2 protein-coding genes are annotated in these 993 nt (G+C 68.1%); both read left to right on the top strand.

Going from position 1 to position 993, the window contains the following annotated elements; all coding sequences use genetic code 11:
- On the top strand, positions 1–408 hold a 408-nt coding region (locus DA1_RS30965; protein ID WP_062794209.1), incomplete at its 5' end, for a hypothetical protein.
- 35 nt (positions 409–443) lie between these two features.
- Positions 444–902 (top strand): hypothetical protein, encoded by a 459-nt coding sequence (locus DA1_RS29330; protein ID WP_034395140.1) that lies wholly within the window; start codon positions 444–446, stop codon positions 900–902.
- The last annotated feature ends 91 nt before the right edge of the window (positions 903–993 follow it).

Below are 993 nucleotides of genomic sequence, written 5' to 3'. Positions count from 1 at the left end.
CCCGGCGAAGGCCTGGACCTGATCGCCAACGCCTGTTTCAAGGGCGCGGCCATGCCGGCCAACCTGTTCATCGGGCTGTGGTCCGGCTCCTATGTGCCCAACGGCACCGAGACGGCCGCCACGCTGCCCACGCTGGTGACCGAGGTCACGCAGTACGACGGCACGACGCGCAAGGCCTGGGTGCCGGGCAACGTCTCGGCCGGCGGCGTGAGCAACGAGCTGAGCCTGGCGCGGTTCAGCTTCACCGGCATGCAGACCGTCAACGGAGTGTTCGTGAGCAGCAGCTCGGGCAAGGGCTCGGACACCGGCGCGCTGCTGTCCATCGTGCGCCTGCCCGTGGCGCGTGCCGTCGATCCCGCCTTCTACCTGGAGATCCTGGCGGGCTTTCAGCTCATCTCCGTTTCCTGACCCACCGCTTCCTGACCTTTTCAAGGACCACCACCATGACGACCAAAGCCTCTACCGGCCTTCGCAATCACATGCTCGCCACGGGCTCGCTCAAGGCGGCCCTGGATGGCGGCTTCCTGGAGCTGTACGGCTGCCCCGAGTCGTCGATTCCGTTGACCGCGGATGCAGCCATCGACCCGGCGGTGCACAAGCTGCTGACCCGGATCTACAGCGACGGCACCTCTGCGGGACTGACCCTCGCCATGTCAGCCGCCGACGGCTTCATCGAGAAGCTGTCCACCCAGACCTGGACCGGCACGGTGATCGAGTCCGGCACCGTGCGCTTCTTCCGCTTCGTTGGCCCCAGTGATGCCGGAGGCCTGTCCATCACGCTGCCGCGCCTGCAGGGCACCGTGGCGCGCGCGGGCGCGGACCTGAACATCACCAGCGTGGATCTGGCGGTCGGCGCGCCCCAGGCCGTCAACTTCTTCTCCATCGCGCTGCCGGCGTTCTGATCGGGACAAGGGCATGGCTGCTGGAACGCTCGTCTACGAGGCCGGGGCCCTGGTGCCCCAGGCCGACGTGCTCGTGGCCGTGGTGGCTGCC

This window comes from Delftia acidovorans NBRC 14950 (assembly GCF_001598795.1).
In the GTDB taxonomy this organism is placed as follows: domain Bacteria; phylum Pseudomonadota; class Gammaproteobacteria; order Burkholderiales; family Burkholderiaceae_C; genus Comamonas; species Comamonas acidovorans.
This window is presented reverse-complemented; position numbering and strand designations above follow the sequence as displayed.